Genomic DNA, 17,790 nt, shown 5'->3' with positions numbered 1-17,790 from the left:
AATTTTGCAGCATGAAAAAATCGTTGGTGGTAGTCCTTGGAGGATTTGGTTTGGTGTTGTTGATTTTTGCTTCGATGTCCTGGTACTTTAATCAGAAAATGCATGAAAAACAGGCCTTGCTTGTAAAACTGGATAATCTGTCAACCCAAATACAGGATCACAAAGATTGGATGGAGCATTTGACCAATCAGCATTTCTGGTACGACTCTATTGCAAAGAACGAACAGGAATACCGCAGAAAAAACAGCTTTACGCATGAGCTGATTCGTCAGAATCTTCACGAGGTCTTTGCAGCTAATAAAAAGACCGAGAAGGAACTCTTAGTCACCCTGGACAACGTTCTGCTGACTGAGGACCACATTTTGAACGATATCGCCAAAATCGGTTTCAAGGAATTCGGATACATTGGAAAAATGCGCGAGGTCATTCACCGGGTGGAAGAAAAATTCCCCCAGTTTGACGAACAAATTTTGAGTTTACGCAGGCATGAAAAGGACTACATTATGCGGAACGATGAAAATTATGCCGCATCCCTTCACCGGGAAATCGCACATTGGCAAGCCAATGGAAACTGCCCTGCCGAACTCTCCAGTTACCTCCGGTATTTCGACTCTGTTCGTAACCGCATTCAACTGCTGTTTGCTATTCCAAACAGGAACCATTATACAAACTGGTCCTTAAGCATACTCAATATTCAGGCAAGTTTAAGACGGATCAGAGGAGAATTCATCCGCGAATCCTATGCCCTGTCAAACGATTCACTAACCATGCAGTACATCATATCGGGCATTGCCTTCTTTGCTTTGATTATCGGAAGTATCTACATCGTCCGCAACATCACGATCCAAGTTAGCAGGTTGCAGCGCAGTATGAATGAATTTATTTCATCCAATTACCAGGCTTATGAAAGTATTTCCCATCAGTTACCTAAAAATGAGATCGGACAAATCAGCATTCAGTTCCTGAAAATGGCACGAAAAATCAAATGGGACGTGCATTTATTGGAAGACCGTGTTTTGAGAAGAACCACTGCTCTTCATGAGAAGAACGTCCAATTGGAAAAGCAGCATTCCGAAATGATGGACAGCTTGCGCTATGCTCAAAAACTGCAGGAATCCCTATTGGTATCCCGAAAACAACTGGCCCAGCATTTCGAGCAGGTTCATATCCACTACACCCCCAAGCATCTCGTTGGCGGAGATTTCTACTGGATGAAGACATTTAGAGAAAACGGTTCGGAGAAAATCCTGTTTGCATTGGCAGATTGCACCGGACACGGCGTTCCGGGAGCTTTACTCAGCGTATTGGGTATGAACACCCTGGACGAGTTGTTCGCTGACGGGATCCGCAAACCGAATGAATTGCTTGATTCCTTGCGCAAAACGATCCTCAGAAGAATCAGTTCCGACGAAGAACAGCGAATGGATGGAATGGATATCGCCATATGCTGTTTGGATAAGCGCTCTCGGGAACTGTCTTTTTCCGGAGCTCAAATGCCTTTGTGGATTCTACGAAACTCCGAAGTCATTGAATTAAACGGAGAACGTGTTCCCATTGGCTTCACATATATGAATCATCTGGAATTCAAGTCACAAGAGCTTATTCTGGAAGAGGATGACAAACTGGTCTTTTTCACCGATGGAATGGTAGACCAATTCGGAAAAGAATCGAACAAAAAGTTTGGTAAAAAGCAGCTGCGTTACCTATTGTCCCGCTCTTCCAATCAAAGCGGAAGTGTATTGTATAATCGATTAATGAACCAATTCTCGTTTTGGAAAGGAGAAGGTGAGCAAACGGATGATTGTACGTTTATGATTTTGGAGCCTAAATTTGTGAAGGTGCGGAATGTAAAAACAGAAGTACCGATTTCGAACGGAAAGGTAGAAGTTTAATCGGATTGTATTTAAACTAAATCATACGTTTTAAAAAAATAAATTACTTATTATCAGTGATTTAACACGAAATCTGTTCGTATCTTTGGGAACAAGCTAATTTTCGAATTCCCGAATTTTCACTTTAGCTTTATGGCAAATAAACCGGATCAAAATGAAACGAAAAAGCCCTCGTATCCACCGGATGATTAAATAAATCGGGATAATACCTGTACATTTCAGCATGCATCAATTCAAAAGGAACATCTTCAAATTCACCATAAAAATGCAGGTATTCCATAAATTGACTTTCTTCTACAAAGGCTTGAAAAAGGGAATCTTCCTTCCCGTTCCACTCCAGTAAGGGAACACCACTTAATTTGCAAATACGCGGATCGAATGCCGGAGTGCATTTACTCCATTTTCCATCGATGTACACTTCTACATAGCCATGAAATACGATCTCATCCCGTTTCAGGTAAATTTTCAATTTATCCACACCAATGTGATTCTTGACTATTCCAAAACCCAACCTGGCAGGAAAACCAAACGAACGAAAACAAGCACAGGCCAAAAGGGCTTTTTCAACACACCAGGCACGTTTCTTTAAAACAATGACACTTGCTTTTAAAAAATCCGGACGTAGATCAAGATGGTACGGGTCATACAAAAACGAATCGCGGACCGTTTCATAGATAGCAATCGCTTGACTAAGAGGCTGCGAATGAACAGGAATGGTTTGAATGAATTGCCTTACTTCCGGACTGGAATAATTCATCTGTGAGGTTTCGACCAGGAATTCCTCCTGTTTTAAGTCACGATTTTGTGCGTTCATTGTACGAAATTAACTAAATTCGTTGAGTGACGAATTCCGATAAAAAACATTCATTTCGCGAAGAATTTGAGGCTCATCTTGAAAGTCCCATTCCCATATTGACCCGCTTACGCAACGTCATTTTCGGGAAGGAATCTCCTGACACCTATACCCAAATAGGTTTCTACCTGGGATTGATTATTTGGATCATCTTTTTAGTCTGGATTATTTTGGGGTATGTTGTTCTTACAAGCACAGAGTGGATTGAACAGGAAAAAGGTTTGGATGTTCATTCACTCATCGAACAGCGTGGACAAGCATTGGGGTTTACCGGAACGGATTTTCAAAAGAACCTCATCACATTCTATAACATCGCGCTCATTTCGTGGATGGGTTTATTTATCGGGCTGGTCCTGCAATGGCGAAAGAATACCTGGTTCATTTACTTTATTTGGGCTTCCGGCGGACTCTATCTACTTTCCATGTGGCTCCTTTTAGGATTCTCGTATTGGTACCACGATACAACTACCTTTGATAAAATTGCCTTTTTCCTGTTGATCGGACATTCCAGCTTGTATTACTATTTTCTAAACAGAGAAGCACGTGGAGAAAAGACCAATTTCTTTGGGATTGACGAAGATTTCGAATAACTAATTATTAAGTTTTATTAATTCTTTTTCCAATTTTAAAACTAATTCATTAGGTGAATTTCGCTCATTCGGCATGATTAATTTTGCCTGCTTGTAAAAATGGACCCGCTCACTCAATAAAGCTTCCAAAAAGGGATGAAATTCCGTATCACTCAATTCCCTCAATAAAGGTCTGTCCTGCTTTTCATTTTTCAGCCGCTGAATTAAAGTCAATAAGCTTGTATTCAAATAAATAACCAGCCCAGATTCATGCATCAGTTCAATCGCTCTCGGAATGGACGGAAGCCCCCCTCCTACAGCTATAACCGAAGGTTCCTGCGATTTCAACCGGTTTAAAAACTCCATCTCCAATTCCCGGAAAGCAACTTCACCCGATTGTGCAAAAATCTCGTTGATCGTTTTCCCTTGTTGCTTTTCAATTTCCTTATCCGAATCTATAAACGGGAGCTTGAGCCGTTCAGCCAACAAAGCCCCGACGGTTGACTTACCACTTCCCATGAAACCGATGAGAAAAATGTGTTTTTCTTTTTGCCATTCCATAATTGACGAAGTTAAGGATTCGTTTCAGTGATGATGCCTTTTTTGAAGCAACTTTATTTTCAAGCGGACCGTATCATAGATAATTCCAAGTATTAACGAAACAGAACCCAGTAACAACACATGGAGCCCAATATAAGAATAGAAAATACCACCAACAATTCCACCAATGAAAAAGAAGCTGATGATTGTTAGTCTCAATTTCACTGATGCAAACAGTTTCATTCTTGTTTCGTCTTCTTTGTAAAAGAATAATTGCGAAAGCTCTATACCCAAGTCAGTAAAGAGCCCTGTTAAATGAGTTGTTCGAACAGTAGCATTTGAGATCCTGGTGACTAACGAATTCTGTAATCCCATGGCGAAGAGCAAACTAAAAGCAATGACATTGGGATTTTCGAGCATTAATTGGTTCCCGGAAAAAGCAACGATTGTCAGGATTAAACATTCTATCGAGGTAGGAAAAATATAAACATAGTTTTCATTTCTCCTCGAAAGTACCTCCACCAAAAAACTGGATGAAAACGACCCGAGAAAGAAGAAGAATATATACAGAAAATAGATCAAACCCTCCCAAAATTTCAACTTGAAAAGCTCATCTACAAAGAATGCAAAGTGACCGGTGACATTGGTAGTCAATTTTGCTACAGCCAAAAAACCGGCAACGTTAACGATCCCGGCGACAAAAGAAAGTAAGGATGCAATTTGCAAATTATGCTTTACAGTTCTTTTTTTACCCTGATGTATAAACACGTTATTTCTCTTTTATACGTTTCCTCGTTACAGCCAAAACCAAAAAAATAGCTGATTTTGATCCTCAATTAAAAAATCAATGTCCTTTTCTTGAGATCTTTCAATGTCTTTTCGAGTATGTTCAAATCTTCCTCTGAATTAAATGCATTGATCGAATACCGGATATACACCTGGTTATTCTGAACCATTACCGGGATTTCTATTTTGTATTCATTGTAAAGAATGTGTTTCAGTTCAACCGGATTTCCACATCGGACAGGAATACTTCCCATTTGACCGATAAATTCGTCTGTAACAGGTGCCAATGGTTCCGAACCAACCAAATCACATAATTTGGGCAACCATTTCCGTACCAGTATTCTGCAGCTTTCAGCTACTCCCCACCAGTCGTTCATCTTCATAAAATCAATGGCATCCGGAATGGTCAGATAAGCCGAAAAATCCCGCGTTCCGTTAAACTGGTGATAATCCAAAAACTGAGAATGGCTCGGATAGTCTGCCTGGTATCCCCAGCTTATGATCAGCGGGTCCAATTCATCCTGGTGTTCCGGTTTCACATACAAAAAACTGGATCCTTTTGGCGTCATCATCCATTTATGACAAGCTCCGGTGTAAAAATCAGCATCCAATTGGGTGAGATTTAACGAAATATGCCCGGGAACATGCGCACCATCAATAAAAACAAGCAGCCCCCGTTGTTTCGCTTCCTCACAAATCTCTTTTATAGGCAAAATCAAGCCCGTAGCGGATGTTATTTGCGAAATAAAGACCAAACGTGTCTTTTCACTGAACCCTTTCCAAAAATCGGCCAGGAAAGCTTCTTTAGATTGAATGGGCAATGAAATGGTTTGACGGACATAAGTCGCACCTTTTTCTCTGCAATAAAATTCCCAGGTTCTGTCGCAGGCACCGTACTCAATATCTGTACTTAAAACCTCATCACCGGCTTTCAAATCCAATGACCTGGCAACAATGTTGACCGCATACGTAGGATTTGGCACATAAACCAGGTTATCCGGATGAGAAAACAGGTATTCTCCGAGCCGTTCCCTGCTTTCCTTCAGGTATTCCGGGCCTTTATTGATGATAAACTGTACGGGTTCGTATTCCAATTCGCGCTGGAAACGCTGGTACGATTCAAAAATCGGCTTGGGAGTCGCTCCGAATGATCCGAAGTTCAAAAATGTGACGTCTTCCCGGAGCAAAAACGCTTCTTTTAAATCATTATACATCATATTCTGAACTCATGAATGCTTTTCCCAGATCTGAACCAGTTCCACCAGCGTATCCACTGCTTTTTGCATATCCTGGACACTGACGTATTCGTGACGGCTGTGAATGGCCATTTCACCGGTGAAGATGTTCGGACAAGGCAAGCCCATGAATGACATGCGAGATCCGTCTGTTCCCCCGCGAATAATTGTTGGTTTTGGAGTAATCCCTGCATTTTTCATCGCTTCAATGGCATAATCGGTCACAAAAGGAACCTCTTTGATGATCTCCTTCATGTTACGATACTGCTCGGTCACCTTAGATGTATAGCTTGCTCCCGGAAAACGGGCGATAACCTCTTTCAGTATTTCTTCCAGGCGGGTTTCGTATTCCTCCAGTTTCGCAGTGATGTGATCGCGGATAATGAAACTGACTGTCACTTCTTCCAAACCACCTGAAATAGCAGTCGGATGAACGAATCCCTCCCGATCTTTGGTGCTTTCGGGTGACCACTCATCCTTTGGCAATGCATCAATGAATGCACTTGCAACTTTCATCGCGTGTACCATCTTTCCTTTTGCATACCCCGGATGAGCACTTACTCCTGAAATCACAAAAGTCATTGCGTCTGCCGAAAACGATTCATCTTCAATTGCTCCCAGTTCTCCTGAATCCAGCGTATATCCGAAATCAGCTCCCAATCTTTCCATATCCAGCTGCTCCACCCCTCTTCCAACTTCTTCATCGGGAGTGAAGAGTATGCGGATTTTTCCATGAGGAATCTCTTTCTTTCTCATCAATTGCTCTGCCAAATCCATGATGATCGCTACTCCCGCTTTATCGTCCGCACCCAATAAGGTCAAACCGGAAGCAGTAATCAAATCATCTCCTATTTTCTCTTTCAGGTAAGCATGCTTTTCGGTTGTAATCACCTGTGTCGAATCATCCGGAAGAATGATCGGAGCTCCCGTATAGTTGCGGTGAATGATTGGTTTTACATTGGTTCCCGAACAGTCAGGAGCCGTATCCATGTGCGAACAGAAACAGATCGTCGGGATATTCTCTTTGGAAGAAGTCGCAGGAATTGTAGCATAAACATACCCCCATTGATCTGCTTCTGCATCTTCAATTCCCAATGCTTTCAATTCTTTCACCAATAAACGGGAAAGGTCTTTTTGTTTTTCACTGGAAGGAAACGAAGAGGAATCCGGATCTGCGGTAGTGTCGATCTGAACATAGCGCACAAAACGCTCTTCTACCGAATAAGGGGCATTTTTCATGTGATTGCAATTTTTTCCTAAAATTAGGAGTTTATACAAGTATCCATTATAATTGTTGAAAACTATAACCTATGTTACAAATCAATGATCCGTGCCCTGTAAGCATGAACCAACTCCAAAAAACAGGCGCAAATTGTTATTTCTGCAAGGGATGTTCTAAAAAAGTGATTGATTTTACCCAGGCAACTGAGCCTGAAATACTGGCTTATAAAGGACAAAAAATCGCGGGATCTACCGGAATGAGCAATTGGAAGCAAGACCGGTATTCCACTGGAGAAAAGCCTTTTTGTTTCGTTTCCTGACAGCAGCATCTTTCTTGGGTTTTACAATCTCACCCGTTCAGGCAGATGAACAAATTCCGAATGACCTGACAGAAATAAGCATGGCCGCTTCGGGTGATAAAAAAAGTCTGTTTAAACCCAAGAAGAAAAAAAAAGAGAAGCAAACACTATCGAAAACGAACAATTGGAGCTTATGCTTAATTGTTATCTTTAGCAAAAATCAGATCCATGAAACCAACTTTTCAACTGTTGTTTGGCTTTGTTATTATTGTCTTTACTACCAGCTGTCAAAGCGCTTCCTTGGAAATGCTGAACCAGTTACGTGAGACAAAATTCCCTTCTTTTGAAGAAATATACACCCACGTCAACAGACAGATCGAGGCTCCAGGAAAGGATTGTCAATTCGGGCTGGCTAAGAAAGCAGACGGCTACTACCTGAAGATTATTCCGTATAACAATGGTAAAATACAAGACCCCATATTTATAAAAGCCTGGGACGCAAATACAAAAAAACACCTCAATCTGGAAATCGACAAGTACCTGGATTTTGATTTCAGAAGGGGGACTTACCAAAATGGACTGAAACACATTCGGAATTCCGCCAAGAGTTTCGAATTGAACTATTTATACGGCTATCCCAATTACACCAAAGAACTGGTAAAACTAATGGAAGACCGCGAAGACCTGTCCAACAAGGAAATTGAAATGCTTGCAAGAGCCTATTCAGCAGAAGCGTGTGATTATATCCATCCGAACCAATTCGGGAACGAAATAGACGCAACGAAAGACCTGAACGACCCGATGTACGGGAAAATTGCCGCAGACCGCATTGCTTCCTTTAACCGTTTATCCGCACAAAGCCTTGCCTGTTACCAAAAGATCAAAAGCAAGGACCCGAATTACAAAACCATGCTATTCGACGATATCAACCTAAAGATCAGTCACGACTGCATGAACAATTATATGCTTCTGAAATCCGTTCGGGAAGATGATGCAGCAACACAAATCCTTAAGAAAGTCAACTATAACGCTGATGCAATTGCCTATGCCAAACAGCTACTTGATAATTGCACACAAAACGGTGTACTGATGACTTCTGGAGACTCGGATACTTTCCCGTTATGGTACGTGCAGGATCAATTGCATTACAGAACAGATGTGTTGGTCATTAATCATTCCCTTCTTCAAATCGCATGGTACTTTGATTATATCAAACACATCACTCCAATCAAATCTTCCCTGAAGCCAAAAGAGTATGATTTTTATTCCCAAAATTACCTCCTTCTTACTCACGGACCGGACGTTGCACTAAATTATTCTGATTGGCTGGCTCAATTGCGAATGAATAATCCGGAACCAGATTCAAAAAATAATTATTACCAGGAAAACATGCTCCAAATCTCGGAGAAACTGATACTGAACATCCAGGGAACGACTATTGATTTTACGGCAGATAAAGGCTACCTGAGCGGCGTAGAACTTGCCATGCTGGATTTGATCAGTTCCAATCCAGAACGTCGTTTTTACACCACATCCCCCAATGTATTTGCCGAGAACAACCTGAAAGACTATTTGGTAAAACGAGACTTGGTTTACGAATTGGGCCCGGTTATGAACGCCTCGAATTGGGATAAAGAATCCAATCAAAGACTCCTGGAAAGGCTTCAAAAACATCCGATCCAAACTCATTCGTCCACATCAAGCGATGTGGAAAGAGGAACACTCTATCCCATTTGTTATGACTGGATCCTGCTACCTGAAGAAGAAATTAAAGCAAATCAACCTGCTTTTGAATTATTTCTGAAGCAGCTTCCTTTTAAAACAATATTGGAATCTTCCGATATTGGATTAATAGAACTTTATACCGGTTCTTTAATTCATATGGTTCCGAAAAAAGCCGCGCAGTTCCTGGACAGCTATGCTCCGAAAGCATTGAAATTAATTGCTTCCATTGATGAACAGGGAATTCTTTCCAACGATGATATGGAAATATTAAGCTGTGTTTATTCGAGCTATATCGGGTTCAAAAGGAAACATTCAGGTACGGAAAATCCTATTGAAGAAACAGTGCTACAGAAGAAGGTGGCAGATGCATTGAAAAAAAAGATCCATTCTTTATGTGACAATCCCCTTAACATTCGGAACCTGAGCTGGACATACGATAAATTAGAGCTTATGAAGTCGGAAATGCTGTCTTACTAACGATGTCCGCCTGCCAGCTGAAGCAGTTCTTCCCTTTTAAGAATAAAGATTTTGCGCGTTTGTGTATCGATATAGCCGTCTTCTTTGAGCTCTTTTAACAAACGGATCAGTGTTTCCGTAGCTGTTCCAACGAAATTGGCCAGGTCTTCACGGGAAAGGTTGATCGGTTCTTCTCCATATACATCGGAAAGAATGATCAGCGAATAAGCCAAGCGCTCACGTACTGTTTTCTGTGCCAGGTTTGTAATGAAAATAGCGCGTTCTCCCAACTCCTTCGACAATTCCTGGATCAGTGAATTCCGCAGACTCGGGATATTATCGAGCATGTTCAGGAAATCGTCTTTTGAAACAAAACAGATATTGGAATCCTCAAGTGTTGAGGCTGATAATTTATACGGTTCCCCGCTTAGCATCGCTCGAAAACCGATTACTTCCCCGGCTTTTGCAATGTGAACGATCTGCTCTTTTCCTTCATCTCCAAGAGCATAGACTTTCGCTTTTCCGCGATTGAGGCAAAAAACTCCTCTCGGAAAACTTCCCTCTACAAAAATGGTTTGATTTTTCTTATAGAACGAACAGCTTTTATGCTGATCCAAATCGCCGATCTCCTCTGCGGTGAAATGCCCGAAAAGGCTGTTCGACCTCACGGCGCAGTCCTGGCAATTAACATGTTTGTGCGATTTTTCCATTGGTTTCGTCTACAAATCTAGGATTTAAAATCCATCCTTACAATTGAATAAAATCCACATGCAGCAAATCCTGGATATACCGGAGTTTTTTACGTTCTACCGATTCAACCAAACTCAGTGAAATTCCATGCTTCCCTGCCCTGGCAGTTCGTCCGCTTCGATGTGTGTAATAATCCGGATCATCCGGTAACTGGTAGTGAACTACGAAAGCCAAATCCGGGAAATCCATTCCACGTGCAGCAATATCCGAGGCAACCAGGTACTGGGTATGCTCCTGGGAAAACATGCGCATGGCTTTTTCACGTTCTTTCGGGAACATTTCTCCGTAAATCTCGGTTACTTTCTTTTCATGTGTTCTCAGGAAACGTGCTACATGCTCCACATCTCCTTTTGTTCTGCAAAAAATAATTCCACGGCCTTTTTTCATGGTGCTGAGGAATTCGAGCAGCAACATCGGTTTATCTTCTTTCTGACATTCCACATATTGGTGTTCAATACGCGGGTTCATGACTTCTTTGGTGGCGATCACTGCTTTAGGTGCGTCCATGTGCAGTGTTTGTTTGATCCACTTGGTCAATTCACCGTGAATGGTTGCAGAAAAGAGCCATTTTTTATGGAAATCATTGGTTTCACCCAAAATCTTATCGATTTCCTTCATAAACCCTTTCGCATACAATTCATCCGCTTCGTCCAGCACAATGGTCTTTACCCGTCGCAGGGAAACTGCTTTCATACGAACCAATTCCAGTAATCTTCCCGGAGTTGCTACCAAGACCTGCGTCGGGCGTTGAAGGTTGCGTTTTTGCTCTTCGATATCGTCTCCTTTTACAATGGACTGAATAAAGAACTTGTCGAGGTTCTTAGAAAGCCTGAACAGGGTTTTGGTGGTTTGAACGACCAATTCACGTGTGGGCACCAACACAACTGCCTGTACATCCTTGTCTTTTGCATCGATCCGCTGAAGCAACGGAACTCCGTAAGCAATCGTTTTTCCGGAACCGGTATGGGCCTGCCCCACATAATCCTGGTGTTTTTCGATCAAATACTTCCATGCATGTTCCTGGATGGGAGTTGGGTTTGTAAATCCCAATTCCGCTAAACGGCTTAAAAGCTTCGGATTAATCGGTGAATTCGTTTTCATGGTGCAAAGTTAGCAAAATGGACTGTAAGACTTCAAGATTTGAAGATATTAGGACCCAGTAACATCCTGAAGTCTCAAGATCCTGAAATCTATCCATTTATTTCTTCAATTTATCCCGCTCCTGTTTCAATTTCAGAATTCGATAAGTGGTATACCTGATGTATTTTTTCTTCCCTTTATTTTCGATCAGATTATGCTGAAGTCCCTGATACAGGTAAATGGCATCTTCATAATCTTGTTTTTTGAGTAACTGTTTTCGTTTCGTTTTCTTATCCAATACTTTATTGATACGTACTTCAAGCAATTTCAAGCCGGCACCCTTTACTTTTTTATTGAATGCCTGAGCGGCAAAGGCTTCTTCCAGTAATTGGTCCTTCCAGTCTTTCGCCAGCCGTTTGTTGAGGATACTGTCGCCGGGAGGAGTTTCCTGCGTATTTGAAATGCGCCATAAAAAGTGGTGGTATCGAAAATCGGTATATGATCTTTGGCGGGTGACCAATTGAAAACCGGGATCTGCCGGAAGATGACGGATCCCGAATGTGATGGGGTCTGTAAACAGGAATTCATAGTCGATCCGCTCTTTATCAAACTTTTTTTTGGTAAAATGCTGCATTCCGAAAGTCACGTCCAACAGGTACCAGTTTCCATCTACACGAACCACATTCCAGGAATGGTTGTAGTAATTTTTCCGCACAGGATGAAAAAGATTGAAGTTGCGGGAATACCCTGAAACACGGTAACATCCGATATCAAGGCTGTCACAGAGTGTTGCAAACAGATTGGAAAAGTCACCACAGACTCCCTTTTTCTTTTTGATCACTTCGGATAGATACAACTCCCGTTTGATTTCCCTTTTGTAAATGAGTTTCAAGCGGTTCAGATCGTATTTGTAGTATCCTGCAATATAGGTATAGATCGTATATACACGTTCCAATTCCGTTTTGCAGGAATCTTGCATCAAACGGACCACTTTTTTCAGGGATCGCTCTTCTTTTGCTGCGAGTCCGGCAATTTTATTCAACCTGGCCGTATCGATTACCTCAACGGGCGAAATGAGCACTTTATCCTGCCCATGCAGTAGTGATACTGTCAAAAGAAACAAACAAATCAACAGGTTTTTCTTCAAGACACTAAATTCTTCGGTTCTGTAAATTTACAATTATTCCGATCTGTTAAACTAGTTTCTTCAATAAGCTATCCATTCGTTGGAAATCTTCCCATTGGCTTCCTCACAGTCTTTGACATCTTTTCCGGAACGTTTGGGAATATAAAGCACTTTCTTTTTCTGGCGCTTGTTCTTTTGTTTGGAAGACTTGATGTTGGTTGTTACCACGATCTGATCGTATTTGATCGGGATAAAGATCTTTCCTTCCGGGTCTACAAAACCGAATTTCGCTTTGTCCATAACCAGTGCATACCCGCAGTACAAATCATTAAACTTCCCAACGCTGTCGTACTTTTGTATCCACAGCAGATTTTTGTCCATTGCACCGTTGAGAACCTTTGTTTCGATCACTTCTCCTTTCAATTTATCATTTGTATACCCCAGAATCGCCACAGTAGGTTTGGGAGCCGGAAGGGAGTCTCCGGAGGAACCTGTTCCCTGTCCTTTTACAACCGCATTGCCGTTTACTTCCTGTGGAAAATCGGAATGAGCAGATTTCAAGCCCGTTAAAGTGGTCTTCGAGCGGAAATCCGTTTCTTTAGCCATCTGCCAATCAGTAGGTTGAATAAGAGAACTTTTACCTCCTGACTGGTTCGGTTGATTGTCGATACGGACTGCGCTGCGATTCCGTTCACTGGCGTGTACCTCTGAATTCGCGCTCACATTTTCAGTTAGTGATGTATTCGATTTGTGTTTCGTTTGGATCCAATAAACAATTCCGGCTGCTGTCAACGTGGTGACCACCACTCCCACGGCGAATTGTTTGATACGCAGATTTCGCAGGTACATTTTACCTGTCTGCCGGATCATATTTCGCTGTGAAGCGCGTTTTGCAGCAGATTGAATAAGTTGATGCATCTCCAGTTCTTCGCGCAATTCCGGATTGAACTGCAATTCCTGTTCAAAAGCATTTTTCCCCTCTTCTGACAATTCGTTTTGCAGGTAACGTTCAATGAGCTGATTCCAATTTGTTTCCATGAGTTATGCTTTGATCGGTTCAACCAGTTGTTCGTGTTCCTGTATCATTTCCTTTGCTTTCTGCAGGCACCGGTATTTTTGTGCTTTGGCCACTTTGTCGTTACGCAAGCCTATTTTTTTGGCAATATCTACCATGTTCCATCCTAATCCGTAAAACAATTGGAGCAATTCCTGGCATTGAGCTCCCAATTTCTCCAGGGTCGATTCGACTTCCCTGATTTTCATTTCTTTTTCAAACCACACCTCTTCCGCTGCTTCGATGTTTTCATGTAATTCGGTTGAAAGTTGTTTTTGCTCCTTCCGAGCCTGGTTGTACCACAACAATTTACAGGTGTTCCGCACATAGAAAAAGGGTTCAACCGTCAGTTCGAATTCCGAAGATTCGTGTTTACGTATGTAGATCAGCAGGGCTTCCTGGAAAATATCTTCTGCACCTACCGAATCACAGCCCAATGTCTTCAGGTAACGGCGGATATCCGGCCATTTCCGGTAGAGCTGTTTCAGTTCGTGTTGCATATTTGCGGTTCCAATCATGGAGGTGTTTTGAAGCTAATGTTGAGAAAACGAAAAGGTAAACAATATTATCTTCCTACTTTTTTCCAAAGCAAAAAAAGTAGGAAAAAAATGCTTTTAGTCTCCATTCAAATGAAAAATAATGCGGAGGCTCATTGATTTTCACTTCGATTTTACAATTTCAAGTTCGGTAATGAAGACCTTCTCCCCTCACGCAATGATTCTTGGAATAACAAAGACCATTTTCTCCTAATTATATTCTTAATAAATACTAAAAGGAGAACTTGTTTTGGCAGGTTGGTTAATTTAGTTCTGAATCCCGAACACCATTAACTTGAAAGACAATATTTTATTAGTAGCTGCCGGAGCGGTCGTTCTTATAAATGGATGTATCGGGCATTATTTTCCTCCTAACGGAATTACGCTTACTCCTTTAATTTTAGCTGTGATTTCCATCATCATTGTATTTGGTTCGAAATTGAATTTGATCCTAAAAAGTACCGCAATCATAGTTGGGATTATTCTCAATGATTACCTGATCCGAAATTACTCCGGCGGAATCCATGACAGTGAAGGTTTTGCCTGGTCCACCCTTTACTTATTCTATGGATTGGTTCTGAGTTACATTATTCTGATTGTGGGTGTTTTGAATAATAAAGACACGCTAAGCAATAAACTCATCAGTATATTTGTTTTTCCGGTTGCTGCGATCTTCTATATATTCATTCGGTAAAAATATGTCAGCAAAAAAAGAACTTACTTAATCCTTAAAAACATCTATGAATAACCCAAAATTTTCCGACGAAAAATTGAAAATAGAAAATTAAGAAGTTGAGATTGTACCTACCTGATGATTTATGGGGATGACAGCTAATATGGATTGATTACTTATTTTTGGAAACAATATTCAGTCAAACAACTCAGTATCAAATGAATTCTATGAACTCCCAACCCTACAACTACGTTTCCTGGTATAAATTAGCTTTTGTTTCAGTAGGTTTCATACTTATTCTAAATGCGGTTGCAGATTTGATCATCACAAATTTCAAAACGAGATCCTTATCCATTATTTTTGATTGGGAATACGTGCCTTTTAATATAGGATCAGAAGGTCTGATTATTTTCTTATGCGCAGTAGGAACAGGGCTTTCAACTTCCAAAATACCTGATTTCAGATTCAAAACAGTTATCATAAGAGTCATTTTATTTTCCTCCTTCTATATTCTACTTTCTATAATTTATCAATTCATATTCTATTTCGTTTTCATCGTAAATGATAATCCTAAAATCATCACCTCCAAAATTCTAAATTTCAAATTTTTCATTACCGGAATGAGGTATTCTTTTGTATTTATGTTGGTATGGATGGTTTTGAAGTACCGTACTAAAGTTGCGAAAGAAGACAATTCAGATATTTTAGACAAATGAGTCAATTGACACTTGAACTAGTCGAAGAAAAAAGTTCTTTTCTCAATCACTTTACCTATGCTAAAGTGTTCGGATTTACTTTTTTACTCCTTGCCATTCCCACCTTTTTCATTTTACCTTTTTTCAAAGCGAAAACCAATCAATGGTTTTTCCTTTATTTCGTTTGTCTCATGGCATTAAGTCTAATTTCCTATATGATTATAATTGTAAAATATTATTTCAAGTATGATTACCTAAACATTGGAAGTTTTATCCTTGACAAAGATCAAATCCGAATTGAAAGAAACGATCAAATAGAACAAATGGGATTCCCGGAAATTGCTCTAACACTAAATTACAACAGTATTCGTGGTAAAGGATTTCATTTTATTAGAAAAGATTTTGCCAGAAGCGGAATCAGCGAAATTATAATAAACAACCAAAAGTTCAAAGTTCTTATTTCAAACGAGGAACAAATGAACCATCTAAAAAAAATACTGCGATACTGGTATCAGAATAATTATTCTATCTCAGAATTTATGAGAACCACAGAACAAAACCGCCTGAAGGAACTGGAATTAATTAAATAGATTCTCAATCTTGAGGTCCTAACATCTTAAAGTCTTAAAATCCTAAAATTTCCTTAATTCTCTCCCAACGAACGCTCGGAATCTTCTATTTTTAGGTATCTTCAAAAAAAACTGACTGAATGGAAGATGTTGACAATATTGAACTCACGTATCTCAGTATTTCTGATTATGAGGCGCTGAAAGAGGCGATGGTAGAATCCTATACCGGCTTGGCGAATCCTTACTGGACCAGGAAACAGGTGGAAACGCTGATTAATCAGTTTCCTGAGGGCCAGGTTGCCATTAAGGTCAACGGCCAGATCGCAGGAGTAGCACTTTCCATTATCGTAGAATCCTCGAAATACGAGCATTTGCATACGTATAAACAGATCACGGGAAATTATACGTTCAAAACGCATCGCCCGGACGGGAATATCCTTTATGGGATTGATGTATTCATTAAAAAGGAATTTCGCGGGTTAAGACTCGGAAGGCGTTTGTATGATTACCGCAAGGAATTGTGTGAAAAATTGAATCTCAAAGGTATTGCTTTCGGTGGGCGGATCCCGAACTACCATCATTATGCGAAGGAAATGACTCCACGTGAGTACATTGAAAAGGTGAAACGCAAGGAGATTCACGATCCGGTGCTGGATTTCCAGATGTCGAATGATTTTCACCCGTCCAAAATCCTGAAGAACTACCTGGAAGGCGATTCGCTGTCAAAAGATTATGCAGTATTGCTGGAATGGGATAATTTGTATTACGAAGTAAAAAGCGAAGCACCAAGTGCCATTAAAACAGTCGTCCGTTTGGGGTTGATCCAATGGCAAATGCGCCCTTACTCCAACCTGGACGAACTGATGCAGCAGGCAGAATATTTCGTGGATGCTGTTTCGGGTTACCGCTCTGATTTTGCTCTTTTCCCTGAGTTCTTTAATGCCCCTTTAATGGCTGAGAACAACCATTTATCGGAGCCGCAGGCGATTCGTGAATTGGCGAAATACACCCACGAAGTTGTTCAGCAATTTTCCAAACTGGCCATTAGCTACAACATCAATATCATTACCGGAAGTATGCCTGAAATGCAGAATGACCGCCTGTTCAATGTCGGTTATTTGTGTCATCGCGATGGACGGATTGAAAGTTTTGAGAAGATCCATGTGACTCCCGACGAAGTGAAAATATGGGGAATGGAAGGTGGAAATCATTTGCAGGTCTTTGACACGGATTGCGGGAAAATCGGAATTTTGATCTGTTACGATGTGGAATTCCCGGAATTGAGCCGTTTATTGGCCGCTGACGGAATGGATATCTTATTTGTTCCTTTCCTGACGGATACACAAAACGGGTATTCCCGCGTGCGTAACTGCGCGCAGGCGCGAGCAATTGAGAACGAATGCTATGTAGCCATTGCGGGAAGTGTGGGAAACCTGCCGAATGTGCATAATATGGATATTCAATATTCCCAATCGATCGTGTTTACACCGTGTGATTTCGCTTTTCCTTCCAACGGCATTAAAGCGGAAGCAACACCGAATACGGAAATGATCCTGATCGCCGATGTGGATATCACGCTTTTGCGCGAGTTGAACCAATTCGGGTCAGTGCGAAATCTCAAGGATCGAAGAACAGATATTTATGATTTGAAGAAGAAGAAACGGAGGGAGTAATTATCAATGATGATTTTGATAATTAATACTTGATAATTAATTTTGTGTTGAATTAAAA

18 protein-coding genes are annotated in these 17,790 nt (G+C 40.9%); 7 read left to right on the top strand and 11 right to left on the bottom strand.

The annotated features are described in order from the left end of the window. Positions 1 to 11 precede the first annotated feature (11 nt). Positions 12 to 1,892, top strand: coding sequence for a SpoIIE family protein phosphatase (locus tag FO442_RS15045; RefSeq protein WP_144334036.1), 1,881 nt, complete (start codon positions 12 to 14; stop codon positions 1,890 to 1,892). A 130-nt stretch (positions 1,893 to 2,022) separates the two neighbouring features. On the opposite strand, the gene FO442_RS15040 is transcribed toward FO442_RS15045, so the two are convergent. Further along, a complete protein-coding gene (locus FO442_RS15040) occupies positions 2,023 to 2,706 on the bottom strand; it encodes a transglutaminase-like domain-containing protein (RefSeq protein ID WP_144334035.1) in 684 nt (227 codons plus the stop codon). 26 nt (positions 2,707 to 2,732) lie between these two features. Here FO442_RS15040 and FO442_RS15035 point away from each other — a divergent pair, with 26 nt between their 5' ends. Beyond that, positions 2,733 to 3,335, top strand: a complete 603-nt coding sequence (locus tag FO442_RS15035) for a hypothetical protein (protein WP_144334034.1) — start codon at positions 2,733 to 2,735, stop codon at positions 3,333 to 3,335. Here the strand turns inward: FO442_RS15035 and FO442_RS15030 are convergent, their stop codons facing one another. The 4 genes from FO442_RS15030 to pepT form a co-directional block, all read right to left on the bottom strand. Beyond that, on the bottom strand, positions 3,336 to 3,875 hold the full coding sequence (locus FO442_RS15030) for a shikimate kinase (protein ID WP_144334033.1): 540 nt from the start codon (positions 3,873 to 3,875) through the stop codon (positions 3,336 to 3,338). It abuts the gene before it with no gap. A gap of 24 nt (positions 3,876 to 3,899) precedes the next feature. Then, a complete protein-coding gene (locus FO442_RS15025; protein WP_144334032.1) occupies positions 3,900 to 4,622 on the bottom strand; it encodes a YoaK family protein in 723 nt (240 codons plus the stop codon). Between the two features lie 68 nt (positions 4,623 to 4,690). Next, entirely contained in the window at positions 4,691 to 5,857 is a 1,167-nt protein-coding gene (locus tag FO442_RS15020) for an aminotransferase class V-fold PLP-dependent enzyme (RefSeq protein ID WP_144334031.1), read from the bottom strand. Between the two features lie 9 nt (positions 5,858 to 5,866). Continuing rightward, on the bottom strand, positions 5,867 to 7,114 hold the full coding sequence (pepT, locus tag FO442_RS15015; RefSeq protein ID WP_144334030.1) for a peptidase T: 1,248 nt from the start codon (positions 7,112 to 7,114) through the stop codon (positions 5,867 to 5,869). Between the two features lie 71 nt (positions 7,115 to 7,185). Here pepT and FO442_RS15010 point away from each other — a divergent pair, with 71 nt between their 5' ends. Together FO442_RS15010 and FO442_RS15005 are read left to right on the top strand one after the other, a co-directional pair. Then, positions 7,186 to 7,416, top strand: coding sequence for a hypothetical protein (locus FO442_RS15010; protein ID WP_144334029.1), 231 nt, complete (start codon positions 7,186 to 7,188; stop codon positions 7,414 to 7,416). 207 nt (positions 7,417 to 7,623) lie between these two features. Continuing rightward, positions 7,624 to 9,597, top strand: coding sequence for a hypothetical protein (locus FO442_RS15005; RefSeq protein ID WP_144334028.1), 1,974 nt, complete (start codon positions 7,624 to 7,626; stop codon positions 9,595 to 9,597). Here FO442_RS15005 and FO442_RS15000 read toward each other — a convergent pair. The 5 genes from FO442_RS15000 to FO442_RS14980 form a co-directional block, all read right to left on the bottom strand. Beyond that, positions 9,594 to 10,286, bottom strand: coding sequence for a Crp/Fnr family transcriptional regulator (locus tag FO442_RS15000; RefSeq protein ID WP_144334027.1), 693 nt, complete (start codon positions 10,284 to 10,286; stop codon positions 9,594 to 9,596). The genes FO442_RS15005 and FO442_RS15000 overlap by 4 nt on opposite strands. 37 nt (positions 10,287 to 10,323) lie before the next feature. Next, positions 10,324 to 11,427, bottom strand: coding sequence for a DEAD/DEAH box helicase (locus FO442_RS14995; protein ID WP_144334026.1), 1,104 nt, complete (start codon positions 11,425 to 11,427; stop codon positions 10,324 to 10,326). Between the two features lie 97 nt (positions 11,428 to 11,524). After that, a complete protein-coding gene (locus FO442_RS14990) occupies positions 11,525 to 12,553 on the bottom strand; it encodes a transglutaminase domain-containing protein (RefSeq protein WP_186280161.1) in 1,029 nt (342 codons plus the stop codon). Positions 12,554 to 12,613: 60 nt separating this feature from the next. Then, positions 12,614 to 13,570 (bottom strand): hypothetical protein, encoded by a 957-nt coding sequence (locus FO442_RS14985; protein WP_144334024.1) that lies wholly within the window; start codon positions 13,568 to 13,570, stop codon positions 12,614 to 12,616. Between the two features lie 3 nt (positions 13,571 to 13,573). Beyond that, positions 13,574 to 14,104, bottom strand: coding sequence for an RNA polymerase sigma factor (locus FO442_RS14980; RefSeq protein ID WP_144334023.1), 531 nt, complete (start codon positions 14,102 to 14,104; stop codon positions 13,574 to 13,576). A gap of 313 nt (positions 14,105 to 14,417) precedes the next feature. Here FO442_RS14980 and FO442_RS14975 point away from each other — a divergent pair, with 313 nt between their 5' ends. Then, positions 14,418 to 14,816, top strand: coding sequence for a hypothetical protein (locus FO442_RS14975; RefSeq protein WP_144334022.1), 399 nt, complete (start codon positions 14,418 to 14,420; stop codon positions 14,814 to 14,816). Positions 14,817 to 15,042: 226 nt separating this feature from the next. Here FO442_RS14975 and FO442_RS14970 read toward each other — a convergent pair whose 3' ends face one another. Further along, entirely contained in the window at positions 15,043 to 15,276 is a 234-nt protein-coding gene (locus tag FO442_RS14970; protein ID WP_144334021.1) for a hypothetical protein, read from the bottom strand. Between the two features lie 231 nt (positions 15,277 to 15,507). Here FO442_RS14970 and FO442_RS14965 point away from each other — a divergent pair, with 231 nt between their 5' ends. Together FO442_RS14965 and FO442_RS14960 are read left to right on the top strand one after the other, a co-directional pair. Next, positions 15,508 to 16,080: a hypothetical protein gene (locus FO442_RS14965; RefSeq protein WP_144334020.1), complete on the top strand. Its 573-nt coding sequence runs from the start codon at positions 15,508 to 15,510 to the stop codon at positions 16,078 to 16,080. 119 nt (positions 16,081 to 16,199) lie between these two features. Then, positions 16,200 to 17,732 (top strand): carbon-nitrogen hydrolase family protein, encoded by a 1,533-nt coding sequence (locus FO442_RS14960; protein ID WP_144334019.1) that lies wholly within the window; start codon positions 16,200 to 16,202, stop codon positions 17,730 to 17,732. The last annotated feature ends 58 nt before the right edge of the window (positions 17,733 to 17,790 follow it).

The organism is Fluviicola chungangensis, from assembly GCF_007558725.1.
Taxonomy (GTDB): Bacteria; Bacteroidota; Bacteroidia; order Flavobacteriales_D; family Crocinitomicaceae; genus Fluviicola; species Fluviicola chungangensis.
This window is presented reverse-complemented; position numbering and strand designations above follow the sequence as displayed.

Coding starts and splice junctions, on each gene's coding strand:
- FO442_RS14960 (WP_144334019.1), top strand. CDS start 16,200: ATGGAAGATGTTGACAATATTGAACTCACGTATCTCAGTATTTCTGAT.
- FO442_RS15010 (WP_144334029.1), top strand. CDS start 7,186: ATGTTACAAATCAATGATCCGTGCCCTGTAAGCATGAACCAACTCCAA.
- FO442_RS15020 (WP_144334031.1), bottom strand. CDS start 5,857: ATGATGTATAATGATTTAAAAGAAGCGTTTTTGCTCCGGGAAGACGTC.
- FO442_RS14980 (WP_144334023.1), bottom strand. CDS start 14,104: ATGATTGGAACCGCAAATATGCAACACGAACTGAAACAGCTCTACCGG.
- FO442_RS14995 (WP_144334026.1), bottom strand. CDS start 11,427: ATGAAAACGAATTCACCGATTAATCCGAAGCTTTTAAGCCGTTTAGCG.
- FO442_RS15005 (WP_144334028.1), top strand. CDS start 7,624: ATGAAACCAACTTTTCAACTGTTGTTTGGCTTTGTTATTATTGTCTTT.
- FO442_RS15030 (WP_144334033.1), bottom strand. CDS start 3,875: ATGGAATGGCAAAAAGAAAAACACATTTTTCTCATCGGTTTCATGGGA.
- FO442_RS14985 (WP_144334024.1), bottom strand. CDS start 13,570: ATGGAAACAAATTGGAATCAGCTCATTGAACGTTACCTGCAAAACGAA.
- FO442_RS14970 (WP_144334021.1), bottom strand. CDS start 15,276: ATGATAACTGTTTTGAATCTGAAATCAGGTATTTTGGAAGTTGAAAGC.
- FO442_RS14965 (WP_144334020.1), top strand. CDS start 15,508: ATGAGTCAATTGACACTTGAACTAGTCGAAGAAAAAAGTTCTTTTCTC.
- FO442_RS15040 (WP_144334035.1), bottom strand. CDS start 2,706: ATGAACGCACAAAATCGTGACTTAAAACAGGAGGAATTCCTGGTCGAA.
- FO442_RS15000 (WP_144334027.1), bottom strand. CDS start 10,286: ATGGAAAAATCGCACAAACATGTTAATTGCCAGGACTGCGCCGTGAGG.
- FO442_RS15045 (WP_144334036.1), top strand. CDS start 12: ATGAAAAAATCGTTGGTGGTAGTCCTTGGAGGATTTGGTTTGGTGTTG.
- pepT (WP_144334030.1), bottom strand. CDS start 7,114: ATGAAAAATGCCCCTTATTCGGTAGAAGAGCGTTTTGTGCGCTATGTT.